This window comes from Bacteroidota bacterium (genome assembly GCA_030017895.1).
Classification (GTDB): domain Bacteria; phylum Bacteroidota; class Ignavibacteria; order UBA10030; family BY39; genus JASEGV01.
Genome location: JASEGV010000002.1, coordinates 43,442 through 69,615, shown reverse-complemented (window position 1 = coordinate 69,615; position 26,174 = coordinate 43,442). Strand labels below are relative to the sequence as shown.

Genomic DNA, 26,174 nt, shown 5'->3' with positions numbered 1-26,174 from the left:
TATCTCCTTATTTTGTTTTAAAAAAATTAATTAATTAAATATTCTTATACCAGTCTTTCATAAATTCGTAAACTTTTTTTACTGAACCTTTTTTCTTTCCATTACGCCCGGATAAACGGAGCGCACGATTTCGTAAGCCGTACAAAACCAAGCCAACACTTGTAGCATATATCGGATTTTCGACTTCGCGGACTAAACCAGCTTTAAATCCTGAAGGGATTCCAATTTTAACAGGCATTCCCAATACATCTTTTGCCAGTTCTGCTGTGCCTTTTATTAACGAACCACCGCCGGTCAGTACAATACCTGCCCCTAAATGCTTAGATGATCCTGATCGTTTTATTTCCAATAAAGCAATCTCTAAAATCTCTTCCATTCTTGGCTGAATTATTTGTGCTACAAGTCGTTTATCCACTTCTAACGGTGGTCTGCCTCCGATTCCGGGAAGAATTATTGGTCCATCATCAACTACGCTTGGTAGGTAAGCAAAACCATTCTGGCATTTCAACTTCTCTGCTTGCTCGGTTAAAATTCCAAGCACTTTTCGCAAGTCGTTTGTAACCTGATTACCTGCAATGGGAATTACAGCAGTGTGGCGAATTGTTTTATCCTCGAATACTGCAAGGTCGGTTGTCCCTCCGCCAATATCGAGCAAAGCAACACCAACTTCCTTTTCTTCGTCATCTAAAACAGCATAACTTGAAGCAAGCGGTTCAAGTACCATATCATAAATTTGAAGTCCGGCTCGTTCGACACATTTGTGTATATTTTGAGCTGCCGAAATCAAACCGGTAATTATATGTACATTTGCTTCTAACCGAACACCCGACATTCCGACCGGATCTTTCACACCATCTTGTCCATCGATAATAAACTCTTGCGGGATAACGTGTATAATTTTTCTATCGGAGGGAAGAGCAACACGCTTTGTATCTTCGATCAAGCGATCGACATCACCTTTAGCTATATCGTTTTCGGGATTGCTTATTGCAATTACACCGCGGCTTTGAAAACTTTGGATATGCTCGCCGGCTATTCCGGCAATCACAGATTGAATTTGAATGCCCGACCTCGTCTCAGCTTCGGCAATTGCGCTGTTAATCGAACGTACTGTTTTTTCGATATTAGTTACAACACCACGAGTTAATCCATCAGATGGACTTAATCCGACACCTAAAATATTTATATTAGATTGTTCATCAATTTTTGCTACAACCGCACAAACTTTTGTTGTGCCAATATCTAGTCCTACTAAAATTTCATTCTCCATTTTATACCTTTTTATATCGTTCTTTCTTTTGCTTTGGGTTCTTCTTTCCATTTTACGACAAGTTGATTTTTAAAACGTACATCTACCGATTCTAAATTTTGTGAATCGCGTGTAACAACATACTTCTGCCAAAAAGCTGATAGCAATTTCAACTTATGAGTGTAGTTACCGCGTCCTATATTTATCGGCACACCATAATCTGCCGAATGAATTATAATGTCTTTTCCGTAATTAAGATCTATTTCAGAAATTAAGAAATACAAATCTTCATCAATTTTCATTACTTCCGTTAAAATTGAAATAGCCGTCTGAGCATCGGTATAAGAAATTACTGTTCCCCCTTTTATTTTTTCCGGTTCAAGCCTTACTCCTGAAATTATTGGAAGGTCCAGAACCACACTCGCGGGAATTTTACTCAACAAAGTACCATCACCATCAACGTACCACATTTTATTGAACATCAACGAACCGATTGGCTTCCTTTCGCGAATTACAAGATGCAGTGTTCCCGAAAAGCTCCTGCTGATATTTGCTTCTTCAATGTATTCATTACGCAAAAGCTCTGTTCGTATGTTGTCGAGGTTAATCTCAAAAATCGGAGTACCGAATTTGATAGCAGCCAATTTTACAACATCTCTTTCAGGAAGAATATATATACCCTGCACTTCTACTTTTTCTACTACAATAATTTGCTTCCATTGGTTAGCAAATCCGCACAGGAGAAAGAATAAAATTATTATCAACACAAAAAAGATTAAGTATGTGGTTTTCAGTGTCATTTAGAATTCATCGAGTACTTCGTTATTAAAACCTACAAGTTTGATTTCAGGAATTAACTTTATTTTATTTTTTGAGTAAACAGTTTTTCGTACAATGTTAATCAATTGAATAATATCGTTAGCCGAACAATCGCCAAGATTAACAATAAAATTTCCGTGCTTTTCAGAAATCTGGGCAGCACCAAGACGCGTACCTTTCAGACCCGCTTCTTCAATCAATTTAGCGGCATAATTGCCTTCAGGGTTTTTAAAGATGCTGCCTGAATTAGGAAAATTCAGCGGCTGCGACTGGTTACGGCGTTGCAGGTAATCGGTCTTCGTCCTCAGCAATTCATCTATTTTTCCATCGGGCAAATCAAACGACGCACCGATTATTGCTGAGTTTACAAAACCAGAAGTGCGGTAACCGAAATTCGCATCTTCTTTTTTTATTTTTTGCAACTCTCCGTCTCTAACAATTTCGATTTCGCATATAAAATCGGATATTTGCGAACCGTAAGCACCTGCGTTCATTAGTATAGCACCGCCGATTGTTCCGGGTATGCCGGCTAATTTTTCGACACCGCCGCGGCTCTGGCGGATACAAAAATCGACGAACCGCGCCAGAATAATTCCGGCTTCTGCTTTAACTAATTTATTTTCGATCTTAATCTGATTCAGTCCGGATGAAAAATTTACTACAACACTACGAACACCGTCGTCGCTGACTAACAAATTCGTGCCGTTGCCAATTACGATATAATCGATGATATTTTTTTGCAAATAAGTAATTAAATTCACAGCATCTTCTTTATTGGCAGGCGTAATCAGTAAATCAGCCGGACCGCCAACACGCATAGATGTGTATTTACTCATCGGCTCGTTAACAAGAATGCTGCCTTGAAAAAAGTTTTTTATTTCATCAATTGAAATCACAAAATTAATTCACCGATTTTAATTTGTTCAAAAATTCGTTGCCGTATTTGTATATGTCGCCGGCACCCATAGTAATAACTATATCGCCCGGTTTTACAATTTTCATCAGATAGTTGGGCACATCGATTTTATTTGGAACATAATGAACATCTTTATGCCCGAATTGCTTGGCTGCGTTCGTAATAAGTTCACCCGAAACGCCTTGAATTGGTTCTTCGCGCGCCGGATAAACATCGGTAACAACCAAAACATCTGATAATAAAAATGATTTGCCAAATTCTTCATAGAAATCGCGCGTGCGCGAGTAAAGATGAGGTTGGAACACGCAAACAATACGTCGCCGCCAACCTTGTTTGGCACCCGCAAGGGTTACCTTACTTTCTGTGGGATGATGTGCGTAATCGTCGTAAACACTGATGCCGTTTATTTCGCCTTTCTTTTCCCACCTGCGGTAAACACCTGTAAATTTTTCAATACCTGATTTTATTTTTTCGAAAGGAATTCCAAGTTCAATTCCTACACTAATTGCTGCCAATGCGTTTTGAACATTGTGAACACCGGGGCTTTTCAACGTTACTCGCCCGAGTTCGGTCCGATCTTTCAACAATGTAAATTCAGATTTATCTTTTTGGAATTTTATATCAACCGCTTGTATATCGGCTTGCGGATTCAGCCCGTAAGTAATAATTTTCTTTTTGGATAATTGCGACATAATTTCTTGTAAAGCAGGTTCATCTAAACACAAAACAACGAAACCGTAAAAAGGAACTTTGTTTACAAACTGAACAAAGGCACTTTTTATATCCTCAAGGTCGCGGTAACAATCGAGATGGTCGGTCTCGAGTGTAGTGAGGACAGCAATTGTTGGAGTTATCGAGAGAAACGAGCGGTCGAATTCGTCAGCTTCTACTACGATGAAATCACCTTTGCCGAGCCGCGCATTCGAACCACCAAATCCGTCAAGCCTGCCACCCACAATTACAGTCGGGTCTAAGCCGCCCTCTAACAGAACCAAACTGACCATCGAAGTTGTAGTGGTTTTACCGTGAGTTCCGGCGATACCGATTCCGTATTTCAGGCGCATTACCTCTGCAAGCATTTCAGAACGGCGGATGACCGGAATTTTTCTCCGCTTTGCTTCAACGACTTCAGGATTATCGAGAGGCACCGCAGAAGAATAAACTAGTGCATCTACATCATCTTTGATATTTGAGGCGGAATGATTTTCGAAAATTTCCGCGCCAAGTTCTGCTAACCTTTCGGTAATTTCGCTCAGCGACTTATCGGAGCCGCTGACTATGAAATTTTGGTCGAGCAGGATTTCAGCAATACCGCTCATTCCGATACCGCCAATTCCCACAAAATGAATTTTTTTAATTGATGAAAACATATTCTTATCTATAATAAGGTTTTATAGTATCCCGCCAATGTTTTTTATGCGGAATTTGTTTTACTCGTTCATTTAATAATTGAAGCAGTTCTCTTTGATGTTCGTATCTTCCAAGTCGAATGCGATACAAGCGCAAACGACCTTTGAGCTTAAACACGATTACCTGCGACCTACCGGCAGTCTTTACCGACCTCTCACGTCCGATGTATATCCATTCAATATCGGACAAGTTCACTTCGTGCTGGTGAAATTTGTGAGAAAAAATTATTTTATCCTCACCAATAATCAACCTGCGTTTACGGATAACATTCAACAGTAATATTATGAACGATCCTAAAACAAAAAATAGTATTATATAAATAATAGGGTCTTTGAAAACGAGTGAAAAAGAATCTTCTATAAAGCTACCCTTCAAGCCAACATATAATATCAGAGTTATTAAATAAATTAAAGCTTGCTGGTAGTAGAAATCGAGTTTGTATTTGAATGCTTTTTCCATATCAGTTCACCATTTTTATAATTTTAGATGCGATAATTTTTCCCGCATCAGGTTTTCCTAATCCTAAACATTTTTTATTCATTTCAGCCCGTAAGTGATCGTTATTCATGAGTGAGAGAATTAATTTTTCAGCTTCATTCATCAGTTCTGAATCCTGTATCATCAAAGCAGCGCCGGCTTCTTCAAGAGTTCGTGCATTAATCGTTTGATGATCAGCCACAGCATGCGGATACGGAATTAAAATAACCGCTTTACCAAGCCGTGTAATTTCTGCCAAAGTTGTGGCACCTGCACGACTCAAAACAACATCAGCCGATGCGTAAGCATACTCCATTTTATCGATAAACTTTCCGATCCAAATTCCATCACTGCTGTTGATTTCCAACTCGTTTAATTTGGATTTAACTCTTTCGAAATCGCTCTCACCTGTTTGCCAGATTATCTGAATATTAGAATTTAGAATAGTTTTTATCATATTCATTAGTGCAGTGTTAATGGATGCCGCACCCAAACTACCGCCAAATACGAGCAGAGTTTTTCTGGAATCGAATAAACCGAAATACTTCACCCCATCGGATTTCGAGATTGTTCCTAATTCGTTACGTGTCGGATTTCCCGTCATTTCGATGTTGTTTGAAAGTTTCAACCACTTTTTTGTAGCATCAAATGTTATGAAAACTTTCGTCATTCTCTTCGATAAGAATCGTGTAACGGCGCCGGGGTAACTGTTCGATTCATGAAGAATTGTTTTGATTCCTGCAATCGAAGCGGCTAATAAAATTGGTCCGGACACATAACCACCGGTACCGATTACGATCGATGGCTTATATTGATTGATTATGTTAAAAGATTGCAACAATGAAATAATTACTTTAAATGGAAATAATAAATTTTGTAATTGTAAACTACGTTGGAAGCCGCTGATCCATATCGTTTCAAAACGATAACCTCGTTGCGGAACGATACGAGCTTCGATTTTATTTTTTGTTCCTACAAAAAGGAATTCTGCATTGGTATCCAGTTTCTTTAGTTCATCTGCGATTGCCAGAGCGGGGAAAAGGTGACCACCTGTTCCGCCACCGGCAAATAAATATTTTCGTATATGATTTTGAACTTTCAACTTACGCATTTCCTTCTGCATTTACGGTTCCGACAACCGGGATACGCATTAACTTAGGATGCATATCAGTTTGTTTAGAAATATTCAGTAAAACTCCTATTGCATAAGCAGAGACCATAATCGAGGTTCCGCCATAACTTACAAATGGCATTGGCAAACCTGTTACAGGTAATATGCCTAAAGTTACACCGGCATTAACAAATGCATACGATGTTATTAGAACAGTGATGCTGAGAGCAAGATATTTTCCAAATGCATCTTCGGTATATTTAGCAATTTTGAATCCTCTTAAAAAAATCACCAAAAATAAAATCATGAAAAGAACTGTACCTATTAAACCGTACTCTTCGCCAACAATAGAAAAAATAAAATCACCATGTGCCTCAGGCACAAACAAGTCGCGCTGACGGCTGTTTCCTAATCCAACACCTATAAGTCCGCCGTTACCGAACGCAAGAATTCCCTGCCATAATTGTCCTAACGCTTTACCAGCAGCTTTGATTGATTCGATATCTATTTTGATTGAAGATGAAAAATTGTTTAAGTATAATCCTATGCGATTCGACCGATATTCGGCTAAAAATAAATATATTATTACAATTGGTATTATCGGAACAATAGTTAATATCAAATGCTTAAATCTTACTCCGCTCAAATACATGATTATAAAACCGGTGAGTAAAATCATCGAACCCATACTAAAATTTGGCTGTATCATCACGAGAATTGTGATCACAACAATCCAAACCAGGAGAGAAAAATATCCGTCCTTGAAATTAAGAAGCTTCTCCCCCTTTATTGCAATCAAAGCTGACAGGTGAAAAACAAGAACAAATTTCGCAATTTCGGAAGGTTGGAAAGCTCCAAGACCAAAATCCATAAAACGGTATGTTCCCTTCACTTCTCCTTTTAAAATCAATGTTGCTACTAATAAACCTAATACAGCAAACATCGCCAGCTTTGTATATTTTTGATATCGTTTATAATCTAAATTCATTCCTAAAAAAATTAAAACTACAGCTCCGAAAACTTTCCACACATGTGAGTTTAATAAGTATTCACTATCTTCAAATTTTTTAGCAGCCCACGTTGAGGAAGCGGTATAAACTAAAAGAACGCCGAATGCCAATAATACCAATACACATATAAGCGTTGGGAGATCGGCATAGTTATATTTTTTCGAACTCTTCATAGTTTATTTACTAATTCTTTAAACACTTTACCGCGATGTTCATAATTATCGAACCAATCGAAAGATGCACAAGCCGGTGAAAGCAGAACAACATCACCGGTAACCGCAAACTTCGCCGCCGCTTTCACTGCTTCAGCCATTGAAGTTACAATCTGTACTGTTTTGTACCTTGATAATTCATCATACACTTTCTCAGCCGATTCCCCGATTGCAACAATTGCTTTTACTTTTTCCTGTATCAGTTCTGTGAGTTTACTGTAATCGTTTCCTTTATCGCGTCCACCAAGCAACAAAATAATCGGTTCGCTTACAGCATTGAGTGCATACCATACAGAATCTACATTAGTAGCTTTCGAGTCGTTTATATACTTTACACCATTTAATACGCGAACAAATTCTAATCTGTGTTCAACACCTTTAAACTGTTTTAATGCTTGAGAAATCGTTTTGGCTTGGATACCCATAACATTTGCAGCTAATGCAGCAGCCAAGGAGTTATAAATATTATGCAAACCTTTGATATTCATTTCCTGGATTTCGACTAAAGGTAATTCTTCATCATTAATTCTAATAACCAAACGTTGTTTACCGTTTTCATTTGTAACTAAGTAACCACCTTCAATCAACATTTGCTTGATGCTGAAAGGCAACAATTTACATATTGCCGACTTCACAATGTTCTTTACAATTTCATCATCGATATTATAAATTAAAACATCATCGTTCGTTTGGTTACTAAATATTCTTGCTTTTGAAGCTGAATATTTATCCATCGAATTATCATAACGATCCAAATGATCGGGAGTAATGTTCAGCAGTACCGATACCTTAGGGTGGAACATTTCGACATGATCGAGTTGAAAGCTGCTGACTTCTAAAATTGCTGTTGAATTTAATGTTAGAGAATTTACAACACCCGAAAAGGCTGTTCCAATATTTCCGGCAACTTCATTATCGAGTTTAGCTTCTTTGAATATTTCACCAATCAACGTGGTTGTAGTAGTTTTGCCGTTCGAACCGGTTACAGCAACAATCGGAGCCAGGCAAAACCATGAAGCTGCTTCGATTTCGCTTACTACTTTAATTCTTCGTCGCTGAGCTTCTATGACAACCGGAGAATTCGACGGAACACCAGGACTAATAATCATAAACGCACAATCGAACACACGGTCTGTGTGCCCGCCATACTCGATACCGATACCGGACGACTGTAATGATTCAAGTGCGGTTATAACTTGATTGGTACTGTTTTGTTCACTCACAAAAACTGAAGCGCCGTGCGATTTGAATAACTGAGCAGCAGCAATACCGCTGCGAGCCGCACCGATTACAGTAACTTTTATGTTGTCGAAATCTTTCATCTAACTTTAAAAGTAGCCAAGCTTAAAATTACAAACAGTATCGTTATGATATAAAACCTTGTTACTATTTTTGGTTCTTCCCATCCGATCATTTCGAAGTGGTGATGCAGGGGAGCCATTTTAAAAACGCGCCTGCCTTCACCATATCGTTTTCGGGTATATTTGAAATAGAGTCGTTGAATAATAACCGACATAGTTTCAATCAAGAATATTCCTCCAAGTGTAGGAAGAAGTAATTCTTTTTTAATCAGAACCGTTAAAGCACCGATTGCACCGCCAAGCGCAAGCGATCCTGTATCACCAAGAAACACCTGCGCCGGGTGCGAGTTGAACCAGAGAAATCCCAGAGCAGCTCCCACCATCGCCGCGCAAAAGATACTCAGTTCACCATTACCTTTTAAAAATGGAATTGTCAAATACTCACTCCATATTGCATTACCGCTGATATAGCTGATAACTGCTAATGCCAACGCAACTATACCTACTGTTCCGATTGCCAGCCCGTCCAAACCGTCTGTTAAATTTACTGCATTGCTTGTGGCAGTAATAATAAACACTACCATCGGGATGTAAAAATATCCTAAATCGAATTCTAAATGTTTGAAGAACGGAACCGTGGTACTCGTATTATATTTTACCAACGTCGCATCAATCCATTGGGGAAAAAAGTAGATAACACTTCCAACAATTAAACCTATTAAAATCTGACCAATCAATTTATACTCTTCGATCAATCCTTTAGGTTTCTTTTTAACAACTTTGAGATAGTCATCCAAAAATCCGACCGCACCTAAACCTGCAGTTACGAAGACAATCAAGACGATGTAGCCGTTTGTGAGATTCCCCCACAAAAGTGTCGGAATTAGAATTGAGCCAAGAACTATTAAGCCGCCCATCGTGGGTGTGCCGGCTTTTTTCAAGTGTGTTTTGGGTGCATCTAATTTTGCTGATTCACCGATTTGTTTTGCCTTCAGAATTTTTATGATTTTCGGACCGAGCCAAAAAGCCACAATCAGGGCAGTAATTGCCGCTGCTCCTGCACGGAATGTGAGGTATTTGAAAACTCCGAAACCGGGAATCGAAAACTCACGATATAAAAATTCAAAAAGGTAATAAAGCAATTTTTACCTCAGCCTTTCGGTTAGTGAATTTACAACATCTTCCATTCGCATTCCGCGGGAACCTTTTACAAGCACTACATCGCCGGATGTAATAATATTTAACAAATCTTCGGTCAATGTTTTTTTATCAGTGTAATGATTTTTATTGTTTAATTTTGCTGCTTTATTTATATGCTGCGACATTTTTCCAAATGTAAAAAGATATGGCGTTTCAGTCGGCTTTTTAAAATATTTATTTATCGCTTCGCCAATTAATGTATGATGTTGTTTTGATGATTTGCCAAGTTCGAGCATATCTCCAAGAACAATAATTTTCTTACCTTGCGATTTCATTTGCTTCAAAACTTCGATTGCCGCCAACATCGAGTCTAAATTTGCATTATAAGTATCGTTGATGATTTTTATTTTTTTCACTGAAACAGTTTCCATCCGTTTGCTGGATGGGTTAACCTTTTCGAGAGCTTTCACAATTTTTGCAGTTGGTACTTTGAAATGAATTCCTACTGTAAAAGCCGCAAGTGCATTTTGGATATTATGTTTGCCCGGAATTGGAAGATTTACTTTGAAGTTTTTTTTCGATTTTTTAATTAAAACTTCTATTGAATAATTGCCGCTTGCATTTATTGTTTGATTAGTGCAGATAATATCCAAGCTATTTTTATTTGAACCGAAAGCAATAGAATGAGCCAAAGTCCGGCTTAATTTTAATATTCTTTTATCATCAGCATTCACAAAAGCTACTGCTTTATTGCGGGTTGTTAAATGCTTGAAAAGTTCACCCTCTTCTTTTGCAACACCATTTATATCTTTAAAAAATTCCAGGTGCTCGTTACCGATATTTGTTATCAACCCGTGTGTCGGTTGCAAAATTTTACAGAGATATTCGATTTCACCGAAGTGATTGGTTCCGATTTCAATTACTGCCGCCTGGTGTTTGCGTTTCAAGCCAAACAATGTTAATGGAACCCCGATATGGTTGTTCAAATTTCCTTCCGTAACCAACGTATCGTACTTCGCTGACAAGACTTTGCCTATCATATCTTTCGTTGTTGTTTTACCGTTGCTTCCTGCTACTGCAAGTATTGGAATTTGAAATTTCTTTCGAAACACGGTAGCTAATTCACCAAATGCTGCAGATGTATTTTCGACTACGATGATTGTAACACCAAAAAGTTTATTGAATTTATTATTCGTTTTAAAATTGATTGCTTTAGAGAAAAACTTCTTATCGACAACAACTACTGTGGCACCGTTTGATATTGCGTCCTCTAGGAAATTATGACCGTCATTATTATCGCCCCGAATGGCAAAAAACAGGTCAGCTGATTTGGTAGTGCGCGAATCTATAGAAACACCCTTAAAGCGTTCGTTACCCAAATTGTTATTGTTATAAATTTGATAAATATTAATTGATAATATGTCGTTTAAAGTAAGCTGCATCTGAATTTACATTTGCCGAATAATTTCTTCTACCACTTCTCTGTCGTTAAAATGATTTTTTTTATTTCCGATAATCTGATAATTTTCGTGTCCTTTGCCGGCGATTAAAATAATATCGCCCTTAGATACCAATTCAACAGCTTTTTCAATAGCACGTTGCCGGTCAACCTCTTGGAAAAATCCGGAATTATTTTTAATACCTTCAGCGATATCAGCAATTATTTTGTAAGGGTCTTCGCTTCTCGGATTATCGGAAGTAAGAATTACAACGTCGCTTAATTCGCTTGCAATTTTTCCCATAATTGGTCGTTTAGTTTTATCTCTGTCGCCGCCAGCACCGAAAACAGTAATAATTTTTCCGTTCGGTGTTTTTTGATTCGACAGCAAATCTCGAATGGCGAGCAAGCATTTCATAAGCGCATCGGGAGTGTGCGCGTAATCGATGATAGCCCGCCATCCTTTTGGTGAAACTATATTTTCAAATCTTCCGCGTACAGGTGGAATAGTTGCAAGAGAATGCTGTATCGATGATATCTTGATATCAAATGCTAACGCCGTTGAAATAGCTGCAAGAATATTATACACATTAAATTTTCCAACAAGGGGCGATTCAATATCGAATTTGTCTCCTTGATAGTTTACGGTGAATGTTGTGGATGTCGGTAAAAGTTGTATATTTTCTGCGAAGACCTCAGCTTGCTTATCCGTACCGTATGTTATTAGCTTAGCCCTGCTTGACTCTACGATTTTCAGTCCGTATTCATCATCGTAATTTGTAATAGCGACAGCATTTCCATCCAAATTGTCGAATAATATTTTCTTTGCTTTGAAGTATTCTTCCATACTCCCATGATAATCTAGATGATCCTGAGTCAAATTTGTAAAAACACCGGCAGCAAAATTTATCCCAAAGACTCTGTTTTGATGCAGGGCGTGCGAGGAAACTTCCATCACTACAGTAGAGCAACCGGCTTCATTCATTTTTAAAAACATCTTTTGCAGCTCCAACGATTCAGGTGTTGTCAGCGTCGAAGGAATTACTTTGTCGCCGATTTTATTTTCTATTGTTCCTATCAATCCGATTTTATTATTTTGTTTTTCTTCAAATAATGATTTGATTATATGTGTTGCAGTTGTTTTTCCGTTGGTTCCTGTTACTCCAATTATTTTTAATTTATCAGCAGGATGTTTACAGTAATTTGCAGAAAGAATTGCAAGTGCTTTACGACTGTTCCCGACGACGATTTTTACCACACCTGTGTGCATAAAAAACGAATCGGGCAAAGCATTGTCGTCTTCAACTACTACTACTTTTGCTCCGTTGGCAATGGCGTCCTGAATAAATTTATGTCCGTCGGAATTTTTTCCGCGAAGTGCAACAAACATATCGCCCCGGCTGATTTCGCGCGAGTCGTATTCAACTTTGTTGATTACTACATCGTGCGTAACTGCCATTTTCCCAAACTGAGTCTGGAAAATTTTAATAACCGTTACACTATTTAGTAAATTCGCTAACTGCATATTTTAATAATAAATGTATTTGTACTTTATAATTCTTAACGGGCTTCCGGGTGAACTTTCGGTTTCTTTAACAGGTTTACCATCGTTATTATTTTCATATTTATTTGTTCTGATTAAATTTCCGTTGCCGTCGAACATTTTACGTTCGACCAAAATATTTTTCATGTCATATTTAAAAAGCCACTTATAGCGAGGCGTTCCCCTGTCTTTTCCTTTTTCTTCAATAAGTTTTCCTTTGTTATTGTAAGAATATTCCTTTTCTGTGTAAGTTACACCTTCCGGATTTGATATGATTTCTCTGACTTTCAATTTTTTATCGTTGTAGAAATATTTAGTTCTGAATGAAGATTTTCCGTCGGGAAGAATTTCCACAGCCCCAATAACAGTCCCTGTCGTATCAAATTCATACACCAACTTTAAAACAACATTTTCGCCTTCGAATAATATTGAAGAATCTAAAAGCTCTTCGCTGTTATAAAAATATTTTGTGTCGTAAGTGATTTCTTTTTGAATTTCCTCCCAAAACCTCTGATTTGATTCTGAAACAATTTTACCTTTTTCATCATAATGTTTTACAACCACCGACCTATCGGGTACTAAAATACCGTTTGCTCCTTGGGTATGGCTGGTTTGAGTTTCGGATTTTATTTTTTTTGATTGCGAGAAAATCAAACTTTGAATTGCTACTGAAATCGTTAAGCACAAGAATATTCTAAACATCATAATTTACTCGCCACTTTTTTATCTTCACAAATTAGAGACACATTCGCATTAAGCGAAGCTGATTTTCCCGCTTCGGGCGATTGACTGACTACAATACCGTTACCAAGAGCAGTCGATTCAAAGCCTTCCAACGAAAGCCTGTTCACCGCCCGCCTTAATGGAAGCCCAACTACATTCGGTACTATATAAAAACTATTTTCGTCCGCATGATTTGTTTTGGCAAACATCAATTTTACTTCAGCCCCCTTTGCTACTAAAGTTCCGGGTTTCGGGTCTTGGTCTAAAACTGAAATTCCGTTTCCAATTTTTGAAGCAGATAAACCAAATTTCTCCAACAAACGCACGGCATTTTTGGGTTGCATACCGCAAACATCCGGAACTAATGGAAAATCGCTTGCTTCATATAATTTATTTTCATTTGTTTCACTATTCCGATTGAATGAGCTTTTCGTAATGCTGATTCGTTCAGCAATAGCTTTGAAGATGTTTGCACTTGTAACTCCACCAGTATAGCCGCCGGTTTTTGGATTGTCAAGCATTACTAAACAAACTACTTGAGGATCTTCAATTGGAAAGAAACCCACGAATGAAGCGAGATGGTTTTTTTGTGAATATTTTCCGTCAACTATTTTGCGTGCAGTTCCTGTTTTTCCGGCTATTCGCAGTCCGTTTATAATTGCTGATTTTGCCGTTCCGCGTTCACCTTCAACAACAGATGTGAATATCTCTAAAAGTTGGGATGCAGTTTTTTCGCTGAATACACGACGAATGATTGTTGGTTGTGTTGAGGCTACTGAATCGCCCCTTTCATTTTGAATTTGTTTCAGAATATATGGCTTCATCAAAACCCCTTTATTTGCGAGTGCTGCATACGCCGCAGCAATCTGAATCGGAGTTGCGCCAACTTCATATCCGCGAGACATCGCTTGCAGGGTAGTTCCCGACCATTGGTTTGGTTTTTTGAGGAGGCCTTTTGCTTCACCCGGCAGTTCGATATTTGTGAAGTTCCCAAATCCCAAATCACGCGCCTGTGAGTAGAAAGCATCCGAGCCAACAATTTTATTAATCTTTGCAAAGACTATATTGCTTGAAACTTCCATGGCCTCTTTAAAAGTTAAAATACTATAAGGATGTGTATCTGTTATGAGAATACCTTTCTTACCGACCGGATAAAGATATCTACCATTTTCGGCATTAAATTTTTGTTCTAGCTTCACCAGATCTAATTCTAAGGCGGCAGCCGCAGCAACAATTTTAAACATCGAACCGGGTTCGTAAGTATCAGTAAGAGCTTTAATTCGTTGATTGGCTAAATCAGCTTGTGACGAGTGCGATGGATCAAAACTTGGATATTGGGCAACAGCTAATACTTCTCCGGTCGATGGTTTCAGCATTATTACAATTGCACCGTCAGCTTGAAATTTCTCCACACCCTTTTGTAATTCTTCTTCAACTATAGACTGATATGCGAAATCGATAGTTAAATAAATACTGTTACCGTTTTGAGGATCGATCTTTGGAAAATCCAGCACTGGTTGAATTCGTCGTGAACCATCACGATATTTTATTATCGAGCCATCCTTCCCTTGCAATTGTGAATTGAAATAACTTTCGATTCCCCCTTTTCCATAGTTATCGTAGTGCATTCCGCCTAGAACCTGTGCTGCCAAATTTCCATAGTGATAGAAACGTTTTGGCACTTCCTCAATTAACACACCGTGAGGTTTGTCCTCTTGTAAAAAACTTTTATAACTCGGACGAATTTCAGATTCTAAACAGACATATCGTTTATTAGAATGAAATTTTTTTAAATAAACCCGCGGATTGATGTTTGTTAATTTAGATAATTTTTTAGCTATCGCATTTTTCGATTCATTATCCATTAAGGAACAATCGGCTGCAACTTTAATTGCCATAGCCGATGATGCTAAAATATTTCCGTTACAATCGTAGATATTTCCTCTCTTAGCAGGGATTGTTGCCGGCTGCTTGTATTGCGATTGTGCTTCTAATTGTAAGTCGGTGGACCGCACTACCTGAATTTGAATCAATCGACTTGATATAATAATAAATACGACCAGGCAGGCAAGCAATATTAATTTTGAACGACGTTGTTTAATCCTTAAAAATTTTTGAGAAGCAATATGTTTTTGAGTCGATATCATTTATTATTGGAAAGTTCAAACCATTCGGAGGGAGTTTTTTGGATGAACATCCCCAATTCCCGTTGAGCTAAGGGAACAATCCTTTCGTATGTTGATTTTTTATTAATCTCAGCAATTAAGAATTCGTTTGTGCTTTTTATTGTTTTATATTTTTTTGATAAAGAATCGATTTCTTTCACTAATGAATTTATTGTTAAAATATTATTTATTACAAGCAAACCGAGAGAAGTACAAAAAATAATAATAAGCCCCATTTTTATGAGCGATGGTCTTTGATTTGATACAGACTTGTTTTTTCGCAACATAACTTCCGAAGGCAAAAATCCTTCTGTTTTTTTTGATCCATTATAAACGAAACGTGGATCAGGAGTCATATTATTTAATTTATCTTCGTTTCTTGGAGACATATTCTTAATCATTTAGAAGCTCAGCTACCCTCAGTTTTGCACTGCGAGACCTTGGATTTTGCACGATCTCCGGTTCTTCAGGTAGAATTGGTTTCTTTGTTAGAACTCGTATTAACGGCTTCGTTGTTTCTATGCCGGTCAATTTCCATGTAATATCTCTAGTCGGAGTTGAAAACTCCTTGAAGAACGACTTTACAATCCTGTCTTCTAGCGAGTGATACGAGATAACAATTAATCTGCCTGCCGGATTCAGGTGCATCAATGAACTTTTTAAAGCCGACTGTAAAGATTCTAATTCTCGGTTTACTTCAATTCTTATAGCTTGAAAAATTCTTGCTAACGATTTATTCAAGAATTTTCCGCTTACAACAGATTTTACAATTTCAGCTAATTCTAAAGTAGTTTCAATTGATTTACGTGTTCTTGAATCAACAATTTTTTTTGCAATCCGGCGCGAAAATTTTTCTTCGCCGAACTGCCAGAATATCCGGCTGAGTTCTTCTTCGGAATACGAATTAACGATGTAATGTGCATCCAACTCTTGCCTCGAGTCGAAACGCATATCAAGTTTAGCATCGCAGCTAAAACTAAATCCCTTTTGGGCTGAGTCGATTTGACGGGATGAAATTCCTAAATCAAAAAGAAAACCATCCACTTTAGGTAAGTTATGTTCGGAAAGAATTTGGGAGAGATGCGAAAAATTGCTTTGTATTAATAACACTCTTTCTCCAAAACGCACTTTTGAAAATTCAAGAGCATCTTTATCGGCATCAATTCCAATTAAAACTCCTGTGGGTATGAGTCGTTCTAAAATTTTTTCCGAATGACCACCACCTCCTAAAGTTGCATCGACATAAACACCGTCAGGTTTAGTAATAAGGTACTCAAGAACTTTTTCGACTAAAACCGGCGTGTGATATTCATAGCTCATTGCATATTATCAAGGAACATCAACCAAGATTGTTCATTACCTTTTGAGCGACAGTTTCGTAAGAATCAACTTGACTGCTAATATATTCTTCGTAAATTTTTGGATTCCAAATTTCTATTCTATTCCGAATTCCGATTATTAACGCATCGCTATCGATCTGAGCATATTCGCGTAAATCGGGTGGGATACTTATCCGGGCTTGCGAATCTAATTCCACTTCTGAAAGATTAGCGTATATCGTCCGCTCTAATTGGCGATGTTCAGAATTATAAGCCGACAGCTTAATAAATTCCGCTTCAACATCTGCCCAAACGTTAATCGGATAAACGAACAAGCATTTATCGAATCCGCGCATCACAACAAAATGATCCTTGATATCGTCGGTAAGTTGCTTTCGCAATTTCGACGGAATATTCAGGCGACCTTTGCTGTCGACACTATATTTGTATGTTCCTTTAAATGAAGCCATAAATTTTATAATTATTGAAAGGGGGTAATTTTCCTACACACTTTTACCCACTCTTGTATAATTTATATGGTAATTTAAACGATTTTCCTTGAAAGTCAAGCAAAAAAACAAATTTTTAATAATAATTTTTGTGGGTAGTTTTTTAAAGTCGTAGTATTTTAGAAAATTGGCTTTTATAAGCTAATTTCGAGGGTTGGATAACAAACTGTAGGTGAAGGTTTTTTTTACTTTTTTGCTGATAATATGTATTTTTGGGTTAATACTTTTCTTAACTCGTTTGTTGATTGAAAATGAACAGCATCAATCCCAAGTAAGAATGCACTCTCAACGTTTGTGATTTTATCATCAATAAAAAAAATATCTTCCGGCTCAATTTCCAATTCATTGAGCATGAATTGAAATATTTCTTCATCCGGTTTCATTACACCGATTTTATACGATAAAAATAATCTTTGAAAATTTTCTAAAATTGGATAGTTCTTTTTAATATGATGCAGATGGAGTTCGTTAGTATTGCTCAATAAATATAACGGATATTGTCGTGCAAGTTCAATAACTACTTCCTCGATATTTTCAACCATCACGGTCGCAACACTGCACCAAGCATGAACAAACTTCTCATAATCAATATTAATTTGAAGCATCCTCATAGTTTCGTTGTAAAACTCGTGCGAACTTAATTTTCCACTTTCGTATGCAATCGCAGGGTTTTCTAATAAATTGTAAACCTCCTCTTCACTGAATTTACCGTTAAGTCCTGTATGAACAAGCAAAGGTTTATAATCGATTTTTACTAATACATTTCCTAAATCAAAAACTATTGCTTTTATATTACTCATACTCATTATTTGTACTCAGAATTTGTAACTTCTATTTTTTCACTTATTTGTATAACAGCGTAATAACCGCGGCTTGCTTGCCCGCAATTAATTATTTTTGTTTTCCCCAAAGTATCCTGCCCCCGACCTTCGTGTATGTGCCCGCAAATTACTACATCTACTTTTTCAGCCTCAATAAAATCCCGAACAGCCGAACTGCCAACATGATACCCCGAATGAACAATATCTACTTTCGTCCCATAAGGTGGTGCGTGTGAAACCAGAATTTTAGTTTTTGCATTCAATACATCTTTATATCCTTCGGCAATTTTTTCTGAGATTGCTTCTTCATCAATTTCATAAGGTGTTCGAAGTGGTGAAGTCGGCACCGCCGATACACCAAATATCCCAACTTCATTCATAATAATGCCTTTACCGTTGATTGAAACGTTCAGTTTATCAAACAAATCATCATGCTGGGGTAAGTCCATATTGCCTGCAATACAAAACAAATTGGGGGTTAAAGTTTGAAATTGCCGTATAACCGATTCAACTTCTTGGACTCTGCCTAAGTTTGTTAAATCGCCGCCAATAATTACCATATCGGGTTTTTCTGATTTAATGATCTCTAAAACCCGGTTATACGAACCGTGTATGTCAGTGAATGCTAAAATGCGCATCTATATTTGTTTGATGTTATAAATTTTACAACTCAACCTACAAAAACATTTAAAAATATCAAAACTTGACTTCTCAAAAATAATTCCTTATTTTAGTGTGCGACAAATATGACGCTGATAATAATATACAAAGACATATATGTCTATCAAATAAACAAGAGGTTAATATGAGATCAAAAATCGGCAACCGTATAAACGAATCACGGTTGAACAAAGAACTCGACCAACACACATTAGCTGAAAAAGTTGATGTGGCAACACGAACACTCCAGCGCTGGGAAAAAGGCGAGCAAGTCCCCGACAGTAATTATCTGATGCGACTTGCAAAATTTACGGGTGTGCGACCTGAATGGCTGCTAACAGGTGAAGGCGAGATGTATCATTCGCCGCCCGACAGGACAAAAATTTTTCCATTACACAAAACAACATATTTACGAGATATTCCTTTAGTGGATATTCCATTGTACTCATCGGTTCCTGCGGGGAGAACTACTCCTATTTTTCATCCCGATTATGTTGACCGTTATGTAACGATTGATAATATAAACGACCCGAATGCTTTCGCACTCGTTGTAAAGGGAGCAAGTATGTCGCCAAAAATTGAGGACAGTGATATTGTCGTCGTGAGTCCGAAGCAGGAAGTTCGCAACGGCGATATCTGTGTAGTGCGTGTGAACGATGAGGATGTTTTGAAGAAAGTAAAAATCGACAGCACACATATTCACTTAATTCCACTAAATCCTGATTTTGAACCGGTCTCGGTTCGAAAACGTGACGTTGGATTTATATGGAGAGTTGTGAAGGTTATAAAGAATTTATAATGTTTCGACTACGCGCTGTCATGTGCTTGTCGAAGGGCTCACCACAAGTTTTTTATTTTTACCTGCTCGCCAGACTACCCGCCGGCAGACGGGGATTTAGGATTCGATCGATTTACTCCTTTTGTTTTCTCACTAAATTTAATTAGATTTACACAGTCTTATACAGTTTTTAATCAAGAAGAGGCTATTTGCCTCTTGTTTTTTATAATTTAAACAGGAAAGTTTTATGAAAAAATTTGTTTTGTTTGTATTTGTAATGATTTTTGCGACCTCCTCAATATTTTCACAATCTATTATTATCAATGAACTTTATAATTCAAGCGGCAACGATGAATGGGTTGAGTTGCTCGTGGTTCAAGATGGGTTAGATATAAGGAGCTGGGATATTAGGGATTTTTCGAGTACAGGCGGTGCATTAGCTCCATTAGTCTTTACAACAAATGCCCTATGGAACAATCTCAAATCAGGTACTGTTATTATCATTGCTCGTCCCGAAAACACTTTCCCCGAAGATTTTGATCCGAGTGATTATTCACTTACAATAAAATCAAACAATTCTACTTACTTTACTGGCAATGTGTTTTCAATTGCTGGAACTAGCGATGCTGTTCAAATCCGTAATACATCACAAACACATATCTTTGGTGTTTCATGGGGACCTGCCAATGCAGCCAGCATACCTGCACCAAAAGTTCATTTTTCGGCTGCTTTAACTTCGAACACGGCAACTGCTTTCAAGGGAAATAGTGTAAGCCAATTAATCGATGTAGCAAACTGGTCACAAAACACTCTTACTATCACGCGTGGAACCGGTAATACAACAGAAAATTCTGCTTGGATATCTTTACTACGTGCACGTCCGGAAGGTTCAGGTTCAGTATCAATTACTCCATCTCTTTTAGATGGCAGTGTCGATACAACCATCAAAATTACATACCGTAAAGACCCTGCATTTGCTGTTAATAATTTAAGAATAATCGTCCCACCCGAATTTTCATGGTCAAAGAATATTAGCGACGTTAGTTACACAAACATAATTGCAACTGCAAGCGTAATTGGCGATACAATTTATTTTACAGGTATATCGTTCAGTGCAGATTCAACAGAAATTACAATCTCACCTATTACATCAGCAACCTTTACAGGTTATTATAAATTTAAAACACAATCGGGTGCAAGCGGAACTTACGGAGACGTCGCACCGATCCCGGTTATTACTGTCTATGGTGCAGCAATTCCGATCTCGGAAGTAAAAGTAAACGATGCTAACGGAGCTTCAACGAGAATCGGTGATCTGGTAACTGTTCGTGGAATTATAACCGTCGCGAACGAATTCGGCAGTCCAAGTTTTATACAGGATAATTCCGCCGGTATGTCGATATACGGAACTATATTTTCAGCAGCCGTTAATATTGGTGATGAAATTCAGGTAACTGGAAAAGTAACACAATTCGGTGGATTGAACCAGATCGAATTGCCCGAACAGTATTCAGTTATCAGCACAGGCAATTTTGTTGATCCCGTAATATCAACACCAACACAGATTAATTTTAATGGTGTTGGAGGAGTTGAAATTTATGAGGGCAAACTCGTACACATCATCGGTGTTACTGTTACCACCCTAAGTGGAACCCCTGTAACAAACTGGGCTGCAAATACGAACTACCGCCTGATTGGCGCTTCAACAAGCGATACGGTTCAACTGCGTATCGATAATAACACAAACTTAGTCGGCGGAGTAGCTCCTGCGGGTACATTCGACCTAATCGGTGTCGTGGGGCAATACAAGACAACAACACCTTACATCGGTGGTTATCAAGTTATGCCTCGCTTTACTCAAGACATTATATCATCGGGACCTTTATTCACAGAATATCCTGAAGAAACTTACCTTGATTCATCTTCGGTAACGGTTGGCTGGAAAACACTTTTTCCCGGTACATCGCGTGTTCGTTATGGAGTTAATACAAACTACGAATTAGGTGTAATCGAAATTGATAATGATTTGAGGATATCTCATTCAGTAGCATTAACCGGCTTAACAGCAGCAACAATTTATAACGTTCAAGCTTTTTCCGTTTCAGGAAACGATACAAGTTTCGCAGGTAATTTAATAGTGAGTACAACATCAAAATCTCCGACAACCGGAAAAATTAATGTTTATTTTAGCAAGAGTGTGAACACAACATTATCGATTGGTGAAGCGGCTTTAGCTAATATAAATTTATCATCAAAAGTTATTGAGCGGATAAACAATTCGCGAAGATCGATTGATGCTGCTCTTTATAGTTTAAGCGGTACGGTTGGCGCTAATGTGGCAAGCGCATTGGTGGCAGCAAAAAATCGTGGAGTTAAAGTTCGAGTAATAGGTGAGTACGATAACAGAACCACTTTGCCTTGGTCAACACTCACAAATAATGGAATCACGGTTATCTACGATGCTTACGGACTTAATGACGGCACGGGCTTACATCATAATAAGTTTTTTGTGTTTGACTATCGCGGCGGCGCGCCGGAAAGCGTTTGGGTATGGACCGGTTCTTGGAATGCTACAGACCCCGGAACCGATGCCGACAGACAAAATGTGATTGAGATCCAGGATGTGGCTCTTGCGGGCGCATACACACGCGAGTTCGAAGAAATGTGGGGAGCCAACACCGAAACTCCAAACTCCGGAATTTCTAGATTCGGCGCAAGAAAGCTAAACAACACACCGCATAAATTTATTATTGGCGGTAAATATATTGAGTCGTTTTTCAGTCCAAGCGACAGAACAACAACCTATATCGGCAAAGCTTTAGGAAAAACTCAAAGTTCCATTAATATTGCTATGCTAACTTTCACAAGAAAAGAGTTAGCCGATTCAATAGTAGTAAAGAAAAGTGCTGGAAAAAAGACACGTGTTATTTTAGATAATAACACTGATAGCGGGACACAATTTCCATACATGCAATCGAGTGGTGTAGATATTTTGTTAAAAGTTGGCACCGGATTTTTACATCATAAGTACGCAATCGTTGATGCAGAACCTTATGGAGGAACTGCATGGGTTGTAACCGGCTCGCATAACTGGTCGAGTGCCGCTGAAACAAGGAACGATGAAAACACATTAATTATAAAAGATAACAGAGTTGGTAATCTTTACATACAGGAATTTGCTGCCCGATATACAGAAGCCGGCGGAACTGACCCTGTCCGTGTAAGCGTGAACGAAAATGGTAACGGAATTCCCGATGACTTCAACCTAAGTCAAAACTATCCGAACCCGTTCAACCCAACAACTACAATTGCATTCAGTTTGCCTATAGCAAATTTAGTTACTCTTAGAGTTTACAATATATTGGGACAAGAAGTAGCTACATTAGTTAACGAAGAAATGAAAGCCGGAAACTACACTGTTAATTTCAATGCATCTCATTTAGCGAGCGGAGTTTATTTCTACAAACTTACTGCCGGTTCGTTTAATTCTGTAAAAAAATTGAGTCTGCTTAAGTAAGCAATGGAGTAGTTGAGTAAATAAAAAAATGTGCTGCTTTAGAAAGAAAAAGAGTTCAGAGACCAATACGGGCGTTGAGCTTGTCGAAACGCCATTACCGGTGAGTTTAGAAAACGGTTGCTTCGACAAGCTCAGCAACTATCTGTTTTCCGCAATGCAGCACCCATTTTTCTGATATTGTTTCTATTTCCTGTTCTGTTTTTCCAGTGCCGAACGTTTTTACTACAGAGATAATTTGAACGCTGATACTTTTATTTCGGTTCTTATTTTACAATGATTTAATTTTTTGTTGAAAGAGGCTTGCAGAAGACAGGAAAAGCGCAATCCGAAACCAAAAACAGATCTATTTTTTATGTAAGTATCGAATCAATTTTAAAACAAATCCTGCCGGTATAAATTTTACTAAGCAAACAAAAATTCTGTTCATCAATCCTTGAATAGCTAACCTTTTCCCTTTATTCATCGCGTGGTATCCATAAAGAGCTGCATCATGAGAACTGGAAAATTTTAGTAACTTCATAATTTTTGATTTTTTCATTCCTGCAGTATTTTGGAAACCTGATACAGTCGGTCCGGGGCACAAACAAGTTACCGTAACTCCGCTTCCTTCAAGTTCAGTTGCGATTGCTTGCGAAAACGATACTACAAAAGATTTTGTAGCATAATAAACCGCCATAAACGGACCTGGTTGAAATGCCGCTGTCGAAGCTACGTTTAAAATTTTACCACTCCCCCGTTTAACCATACCTGATAGAAAAAGTCTGGTTAAGTGAACAAGTACGATGATATTAACATTCATCATACTGTTATGAACATCCCAATCTGTTTCTTGAAAATTTCCAACAGATCCGAATCCTACGTTGTTGACTAAAACATCTATCTGTGTTTGTTCAAGCTCGTTAAATAATTCTTCAGCGGATGTTGGTTTCGCTAAATCTTTTTGGATTACTCTGACTGAAACTTTACTTCCCTTTTCCAATTCAGTTTTTAATTTCTCAAGTTCATTTATTCTGCGGGCAACTAAAACTAAATCATAACCATCACCTGCAAATAATCTAGCAAATTCTAAACCAATGCCGCCCGAGGCGCCTGTAATTAATGTTGTTTTTCGATTCATTTTCTTTTTCTCACAACTTCATACACTAAAAGTGCTGCGGCAACTGAAGCATTCAGCGATTCGATTTTACCGAAGAGCGGTATCTTTACTAAAAAGTCGCACTTCTCTTTTACAAGTCGCCGCATTCCCCGCCCTTCGCTGCCTACTACCAATGCCAACGGAATTTTGTAATCAAGCTCAGTATATTTTTTATCGGCGCTACTGTCGGTTCCTACAATCCATACTCCATTTTCTTTTAACTCATCAATTGTTTGTGCGATGTTTGTAACGCGCGCCATTGCAACGTATTCGACTGCACCGGCTGAGGCTTTCGTAACTGACGATGTTACAGGAGCTGCGTTGTGTTTCGGAATAATTACCCCGTGCACACCGGCACACTCGGCTGTCCGGATTATGGCTCCTAAATTTTGCGGATCCTGAATTTCATCTAAAATCAAAATGAACGGAAGTTCATTTTTCGCTAATGCAATTTCAAGTATGTCATCTACGTCAACAAACTTTTTCTCTTCGATTATTGCAGCAACACCTTGATTAACATCACCTGAGGTTAATTCCTCAAATTTATTGCGATTGATTTCGATGCAGGGAATTTTTCTCTCCCGTGCAAGTTTATAAATTGTTTCGATGTTTCCGCCTCTGATACCGTGTAGAAGGAAAATTTTTACAATGGGAGTAGCAGCACGAAGTGCTTCGATGACCGGATTCCTGCCAACAATTAAGTTGTGTGTGATTTTACTTTTTTCTCTCATTTTTTCTTTTCAAATAAAAAATACCTAAAACTCCGATAGCAATTAATATAATAGAAATAATTTGCGCTTCAGAAAGTCCGAATAAAACTATTGGATTTAGTCGTATGAACTCCACAAAGAAACGTTCCGCTCCTGAAAAAGTCAGATAAATCATAAACAGCAGTCCGTCGGGTGCAATTTTTTTACGAAGTTTCCAGAGGATTAAAAATAAAAACACTGCGGCAATCAGTTCGTACAACGGTGCCGGATGTACTAAAATACTATCAGGAACAACTCCGTTAACTCCATATTTTTCAACGATTTCAGGGAAGTCGCGGAATGCAGCAGAGGGCGGGTAAGTGCCGTTTTCATAACTCATTGCCCATGGCAACTTGGTCGGCATCCCGTAATCTCCGTCGCCCGACAAGTGGCAGCCGATACGAGCAATCCCGTAGCCGATCATCAAACCGGGCGCTGCCGCATCGGTGATTTTTAATACCGGAACTTTCTTCTGCTTCAAATACAAAATTATAACAATCGTAGCAAGTATGAACCCACCATAAAATGTAAGTCCGCCTGCAGAAAACATCATCTCGATCGGTGATCGCAGAAAGTGTTCCAAATTTTCTATCAAGTGAAATAATTTAGCGCCAACGATTCCACAAATAACAGCAAGCAACGTAATTGTCGATGCTAAATTCGGGTCTAATTTTTTTCGTTTCAACTCACTTGTTAGTATATAGCTTGCAGTTAGGAATGCTATGCCAAGCATCAGTCCGTAACTGTAAATTGTAAACGGTCCTATTTTAAAAAGTTCTGGATACATATATTTATAAATTTTTCTTCAGGAATTTTTATAACTTTAATTTTATATTTTGATATACGTATTTCAAAAACGTTTTCTCGTTTATCTATTCCGATTATCTCAACGATGTAATTTCCTTTTAACGACGCATATTTTTTTTCAAATGTAGCTGGACCACCGCCGGGAATAAGTAACCTCGGTGTTTTTAATCCAATCAATTTAAAAGTGATGTGATTGTCGTGAATAGTTTCTTCTACATCGATCTCGTATCTGAATGTTGTGAATATTTGAGAAGTTTCTAACCGGAAAGTAGTTATGTATTTCTTTGTAAGTTCATTGTAGTTTGAGAACAAAAACAGGTTCAATTCATTCTTTTGATCTGTTTTGTCGATTTTACTTTTCATTT

Annotated in this window: 24 protein-coding genes; 2 read left to right on the top strand and 22 right to left on the bottom strand. The window is 37.9% G+C overall.

The genetic code is table 11. The features are described from left to right. Positions 1-34: 34 nt before the first annotated feature. The 18 genes from ftsA to QME58_00860 form a co-directional block, all read right to left on the bottom strand. On the bottom strand, positions 35-1,270 hold the full coding sequence (ftsA, locus tag QME58_00945) for a cell division protein FtsA (GenBank protein ID MDI6802397.1): 1,236 nt from the start codon (positions 1,268-1,270) through the stop codon (positions 35-37). 11 nt (positions 1,271-1,281) lie between these two features. Continuing rightward, complete coding sequence (locus tag QME58_00940; GenBank protein MDI6802396.1) at positions 1,282-2,049, bottom strand: FtsQ-type POTRA domain-containing protein; 768 nt, start codon at positions 2,047-2,049, stop codon at positions 1,282-1,284. Continuing rightward, entirely contained in the window at positions 2,050-2,964 is a 915-nt protein-coding gene (gene murB, locus QME58_00935) for a UDP-N-acetylmuramate dehydrogenase (GenBank protein ID MDI6802395.1), read from the bottom strand. 4 nt (positions 2,965-2,968) lie between these two features. Further along, positions 2,969-4,354 carry a UDP-N-acetylmuramate--L-alanine ligase gene (murC, locus tag QME58_00930; GenBank protein ID MDI6802394.1) on the bottom strand — a complete coding sequence of 462 codons (1,386 nt, stop codon included), beginning with the start codon at positions 4,352-4,354 and terminating at the stop codon, positions 2,969-2,971. A gap of 4 nt (positions 4,355-4,358) precedes the next feature. Continuing rightward, the gene (locus QME58_00925; protein ID MDI6802393.1) at positions 4,359-4,853 is read right to left on the bottom strand and encodes a hypothetical protein; all 495 of its coding nucleotides are present in this window, start codon (positions 4,851-4,853) and stop codon (positions 4,359-4,361) included. 1 nt (position 4,854) lies between these two features. Then, the gene (murG, locus tag QME58_00920) at positions 4,855-5,982 is read right to left on the bottom strand and encodes an undecaprenyldiphospho-muramoylpentapeptide beta-N-acetylglucosaminyltransferase (protein MDI6802392.1); all 1,128 of its coding nucleotides are present in this window, start codon (positions 5,980-5,982) and stop codon (positions 4,855-4,857) included. Beyond that, entirely contained in the window at positions 5,975-7,165 is a 1,191-nt protein-coding gene (locus QME58_00915; protein MDI6802391.1) for a putative peptidoglycan glycosyltransferase FtsW, read from the bottom strand. The genes murG and QME58_00915 overlap by 8 nt, the downstream gene beginning before the upstream one ends. Next, positions 7,162-8,526 (bottom strand): UDP-N-acetylmuramoyl-L-alanine--D-glutamate ligase, encoded by a 1,365-nt coding sequence (murD, locus tag QME58_00910; GenBank protein MDI6802390.1) that lies wholly within the window; start codon positions 8,524-8,526, stop codon positions 7,162-7,164. The genes QME58_00915 and murD overlap by 4 nt, the downstream gene beginning before the upstream one ends. Continuing rightward, positions 8,523-9,647, bottom strand: a complete 1,125-nt coding sequence (gene mraY / locus QME58_00905) for a phospho-N-acetylmuramoyl-pentapeptide-transferase (GenBank protein MDI6802389.1) — start codon at positions 9,645-9,647, stop codon at positions 8,523-8,525. Before mraY ends, murD begins: the two co-directional genes overlap by 4 nt. A gap of 3 nt (positions 9,648-9,650) precedes the next feature. Further along, the gene (murF, locus tag QME58_00900; protein ID MDI6802388.1) at positions 9,651-11,087 is read right to left on the bottom strand and encodes a UDP-N-acetylmuramoyl-tripeptide--D-alanyl-D-alanine ligase; all 1,437 of its coding nucleotides are present in this window, start codon (positions 11,085-11,087) and stop codon (positions 9,651-9,653) included. 6 nt (positions 11,088-11,093) lie between these two features. Next, the gene (locus QME58_00895; GenBank protein ID MDI6802387.1) at positions 11,094-12,608 is read right to left on the bottom strand and encodes a UDP-N-acetylmuramoyl-L-alanyl-D-glutamate--2,6-diaminopimelate ligase; all 1,515 of its coding nucleotides are present in this window, start codon (positions 12,606-12,608) and stop codon (positions 11,094-11,096) included. 3 nt (positions 12,609-12,611) lie between these two features. After that, positions 12,612-13,331 carry a hypothetical protein gene (locus QME58_00890; protein MDI6802386.1) on the bottom strand — a complete coding sequence of 240 codons (720 nt, stop codon included), beginning with the start codon at positions 13,329-13,331 and terminating at the stop codon, positions 12,612-12,614. After that, positions 13,328-15,496 carry a penicillin-binding transpeptidase domain-containing protein gene (locus QME58_00885; GenBank protein ID MDI6802385.1) on the bottom strand — a complete coding sequence of 723 codons (2,169 nt, stop codon included), beginning with the start codon at positions 15,494-15,496 and terminating at the stop codon, positions 13,328-13,330. The genes QME58_00890 and QME58_00885 overlap by 4 nt, the downstream gene beginning before the upstream one ends. Next, a complete protein-coding gene (locus tag QME58_00880) occupies positions 15,493-15,903 on the bottom strand; it encodes an FtsL-like putative cell division protein (GenBank protein MDI6802384.1) in 411 nt (136 codons plus the stop codon). The genes QME58_00885 and QME58_00880 overlap by 4 nt, the downstream gene beginning before the upstream one ends. A 4-nt stretch (positions 15,904-15,907) precedes the next feature. Beyond that, positions 15,908-16,834, bottom strand: coding sequence for a 16S rRNA (cytosine(1402)-N(4))-methyltransferase RsmH (gene rsmH / locus QME58_00875; protein ID MDI6802383.1), 927 nt, complete (start codon positions 16,832-16,834; stop codon positions 15,908-15,910). Positions 16,835-16,853: 19 nt separating this feature from the next. Next, complete coding sequence (gene mraZ, locus QME58_00870) at positions 16,854-17,303, bottom strand: division/cell wall cluster transcriptional repressor MraZ (GenBank protein MDI6802382.1); 450 nt, start codon at positions 17,301-17,303, stop codon at positions 16,854-16,856. Between the two features lie 224 nt (positions 17,304-17,527). After that, positions 17,528-18,142, bottom strand: coding sequence for an HAD family phosphatase (locus QME58_00865; protein MDI6802381.1), 615 nt, complete (start codon positions 18,140-18,142; stop codon positions 17,528-17,530). 5 nt (positions 18,143-18,147) lie between these two features. Continuing rightward, positions 18,148-18,801, bottom strand: a complete 654-nt coding sequence (locus QME58_00860) for a metallophosphoesterase (protein MDI6802380.1) — start codon at positions 18,799-18,801, stop codon at positions 18,148-18,150. A gap of 167 nt (positions 18,802-18,968) precedes the next feature. On the opposite strand from QME58_00860, the gene QME58_00855 reads away from it, so the two are divergent. Both QME58_00855 and QME58_00850 read left to right on the top strand, forming a co-directional pair. After that, entirely contained in the window at positions 18,969-19,622 is a 654-nt protein-coding gene (locus QME58_00855; GenBank protein MDI6802379.1) for an XRE family transcriptional regulator, read from the top strand. Between the two features lie 226 nt (positions 19,623-19,848). Beyond that, positions 19,849-23,118 (top strand): phospholipase D-like domain-containing protein, encoded by a 3,270-nt coding sequence (locus QME58_00850; GenBank protein ID MDI6802378.1) that lies wholly within the window; start codon positions 19,849-19,851, stop codon positions 23,116-23,118. Positions 23,119-23,461: 343 nt separating this feature from the next. On the opposite strand, the gene QME58_00845 is transcribed toward QME58_00850, so the two are convergent. Genes QME58_00845 through QME58_00830 form a run of 4 tightly spaced genes read right to left on the bottom strand, consistent with a single transcriptional unit; the run spans position 23,462 to position 26,172 of the window. Next, entirely contained in the window at positions 23,462-24,235 is a 774-nt protein-coding gene (locus QME58_00845) for an SDR family oxidoreductase (GenBank protein MDI6802377.1), read from the bottom strand. Beyond that, on the bottom strand, positions 24,232-24,966 hold the full coding sequence (rlmB, locus tag QME58_00840) for a 23S rRNA (guanosine(2251)-2'-O)-methyltransferase RlmB (protein ID MDI6802376.1): 735 nt from the start codon (positions 24,964-24,966) through the stop codon (positions 24,232-24,234). The genes QME58_00845 and rlmB overlap by 4 nt, the downstream gene beginning before the upstream one ends. Before the next feature lies 1 nt (position 24,967). Further along, positions 24,968-25,789: a prolipoprotein diacylglyceryl transferase gene (gene lgt / locus QME58_00835; protein ID MDI6802375.1), complete on the bottom strand. Its 822-nt coding sequence runs from the start codon at positions 25,787-25,789 to the stop codon at positions 24,968-24,970. Then, positions 25,765-26,172, bottom strand: a complete 408-nt coding sequence (locus tag QME58_00830) for a hypothetical protein (protein ID MDI6802374.1) — start codon at positions 26,170-26,172, stop codon at positions 25,765-25,767. The genes lgt and QME58_00830 overlap by 25 nt, the downstream gene beginning before the upstream one ends. Positions 26,173-26,174 lie beyond the last annotated feature (2 nt).